Origin of the sequence: Streptomyces sp. NPDC101151 (assembly GCF_044768335.1) — a bacterium.
In the GTDB taxonomy this organism is placed as follows: Bacteria; Actinomycetota; Actinomycetes; order Streptomycetales; family Streptomycetaceae; genus Streptomyces.
This window is the reverse complement of the sequence record NZ_JBIWPP010000121.1, coordinates 1-2451: the sequence shown is the minus strand read 5'-3', so window position 1 is coordinate 2451 and position 2451 is coordinate 1. Positions and strand designations below refer to the sequence as shown.

The 2451-nt window shown below is 68.1% G+C and carries 2 protein-coding genes and 1 pseudogene; 1 reads left to right on the top strand and 2 read right to left on the bottom strand.

Annotated features, from left to right (window positions below):
• Window positions 1–147 precede the first annotated feature (147 nt).
• Window positions 148–462, bottom strand: a pseudogene (locus ACIRU3_RS47595) (transcriptional regulator); the annotation flags it as partial.
• A 510-nt stretch (window positions 463–972) separates the two neighbouring features.
• On the opposite strand from ACIRU3_RS47595, the gene ACIRU3_RS47590 reads away from it, so the two are divergent.
• Window positions 973–2019 (top strand): S8 family serine peptidase, encoded by a 1047-nt coding sequence (locus tag ACIRU3_RS47590; protein WP_404070706.1) that lies wholly within the window; start codon window positions 973–975, stop codon window positions 2017–2019.
• 149 nt (window positions 2020–2168) lie between these two features.
• Here ACIRU3_RS47590 and ACIRU3_RS47585 read toward each other — a convergent pair.
• Window positions 2169–2451, bottom strand: a 283-nt coding sequence (locus ACIRU3_RS47585) for a hypothetical protein (protein WP_404070703.1), incomplete at its 5' end; no start/stop codon positions are given.

The following is a 2451-nucleotide window of genomic DNA, read 5'->3' as shown; positions in this document are numbered from 1 at the left end:
GCGCCAAGCTGAAACGCCTGGTCAAACTCGGGATCCTCACCGAGGCCGACACCGGCAACTTCGCCAGGAAGCCATAGCCGACGGAGCCCCCACCAGCGACCTTGCCCAGCCTCAACCGGAAAAGGACATCACCTTACGAACCGCCCACTGAGTGCCCTCGTGCTTGACCAGGCCCGGGTTGACCCCGAGCTTGAAGCCGCCCGGCAGTGCTTTGCCGTCCCGGTACGGCAGGAAGTCCAGCGGGCTTTCCCCGTCGGCCGCGTACACGACGCAGTCGGAGAGAACCGCGACCGGGTACTGGCCGGTGAACGCCGCGTGCTTGACGATCTTGCGGTGCAGGTTGATCCGCGTGCGGGAGATGACCGCCGCGCGGATGTCCGGCCGCCAGGTCGGCCGGGACAGGGCCCGCCACGGCTCGCCGGGCCGCCAGCCCTCGCCCCGGGGCCGCTCGCGCAGCTTGCCCTGGAGTTCGAGCAGATGATCCGTCAGCAACGCCAAGCCGCCCGCGAGAAGCACGAAGCGGCGTGAGACAGGACTCTACGTTCCCGGGGGATTGACATGTATTCGCCGCAAAGTCGAGCCGTCTGGCTGAGTTTTATGTGCAATTTGGCGGCATATGCGGGGTGTGTGGTGGCTGCTGGGTGACGATGCTGCCTGGCCTGGCACGAGTTCAGCCAGTCACCGATGGCGGCCTGGGTCGGTGTGTGTTCGTCCGTGTAGTTTCGAAAGTGAGGGAGCGTCATGCGGTCTGTGCGGTTCTCGCGGTGGGTACTGGGGGCTGTGCCTCTGGTGCTGAGTCTGGCATTGGTTCCTTCTGGAGCCCATGCGCGGGCCGCGGACGGCGGTATTCGGCAGCAGCAGGCCGAGAGGGGAGGGGACGGCCGCGGCCGGGCGGAGGGTGAATACCGCCGCGCGTGTGATCCCTCGCCAGGGCCAGGCAGGGGCTCCTGCCAGTTGCTGTTCCGCACCGACATGGCCCCCGTGGCGTCTGTGCCTCCGGGCGCCGAGCCGCCTGGCCTGGGTGCCCTGGACATCCGCAGTGCTTACAACCTGCCCCCGCATGCCGGGAAGGGACAGACGGTGGCCATCGTGGTCGCCCACGACTACCCCACGGCCGAGCATGACATGGCGGTCTACCGGCGCCAGTTCAATCTCCCGCCGTGCACCAGCGCCAGCGGATGCTTCCGGAAGATCAACCAGAGGGGCGGCTCGCTTCCGCCTCCCTCCGTGGATCCCGGCTGGGCGGCGGAGGCGGCCATCGACACACAGATGGTCACCGCCGCCTGCCCGGCCTGCAACATCCTGCTCGTAGAGGCCGACGACAACTCCAACCTGCTCGCCGCGGTCGACCAAGCCCGCACAAAGGGCGCCAAGTTCATCTCCATGAGCTGGGGCAGGGACGAGGACCCCTCCCAGCGGCCCCTCGACCGGATCCACTTCGACCACCCCGGCATCGCCTTCGTGGCAGCATCGGGCGACGCAGGATTTCCGAACCTCATCTGGCCCGCCGCCTCACCCTTCACCACTGCCGCGGGGGGAACCCAATTGGAACACACCGGGGCGGCGGAGCCCTACGGGGGCCACGAGCCCGACCGGGACGGCTGGCAGGAGACGGCCTGGCCCGACGCTGGGTCCGGCTGCAGCCGGACCCAGCCCAAGCCGCCCTTCCAGCACGATCCCGACTGCCCCAACCGCACCGTCGCCGACGTCTCCGCGGTCGCCGAGAATGTCGCCATCTACACCACCACCCCCAACCCGGCCGGCGAGACCGGATGGCTACGGGCCTTCGGTACCAGCGTCGCCACCCCGATCATCGCCAGCGCATACGCCATGGCAGGCGACCCCCGCCCCCACGACCGCCCCAACTCCTACCCCTACCGCCACCGTAAGGCGCTCCACGACATCATCCAGGGTTCCACCGGCTCCTGCACCGGCTCCTACCTGTGCACCGCCGTCCCCGGCTACGACGGACCTACCGGCAACGGCACCCCCAACGGTGTCCGGGCCTTCCGCCCCTGACGGACGGCGCAAACCGTTGGCGTAACGACGTGGTGTGCGACAGAGGTGCTGGGGTCAGCCCGTGCCAAGAAGTGAGCCGTACGGGTTGGAAGGTTGTGAAGCGATCCTTGGCCCGTACGGCTCTCTCGCAGCGTATCTGCACTGGCATTTCACGGAATCAACTCGGCAAGGTCGTCGCGGAGTTGGCTGGACCATGGATGGCGCGGGAGGATGCCCGGCTGCGTGAACGGCGAGGTCACGAGCGTCTGCGTGCCGAGGGCGGCGGTCCAGACCATCAGCTGGTTTTCACCGATCGAGTGATCGCCACTTTGGTTGTCCTGCGCTTCCAGCTCCCGCACGGGTGTTGTCACGTTGTCGGGGGCTTGATCGTCTGAGGGCATGCCGAGGCCGGTGGCGGCCTGTTGTTCAGGTCGTGGTGGGCAGGTCGGTGGC

Excerpts from the sequence above, each read along its gene's own strand:
- ACIRU3_RS47590 (WP_404070706.1), top strand. The coding sequence starts at position 973 with ATGGCCCCCGTGGCGTCTGTGCCTCCGGGCGCCGAGCCGCCTGGCCTG.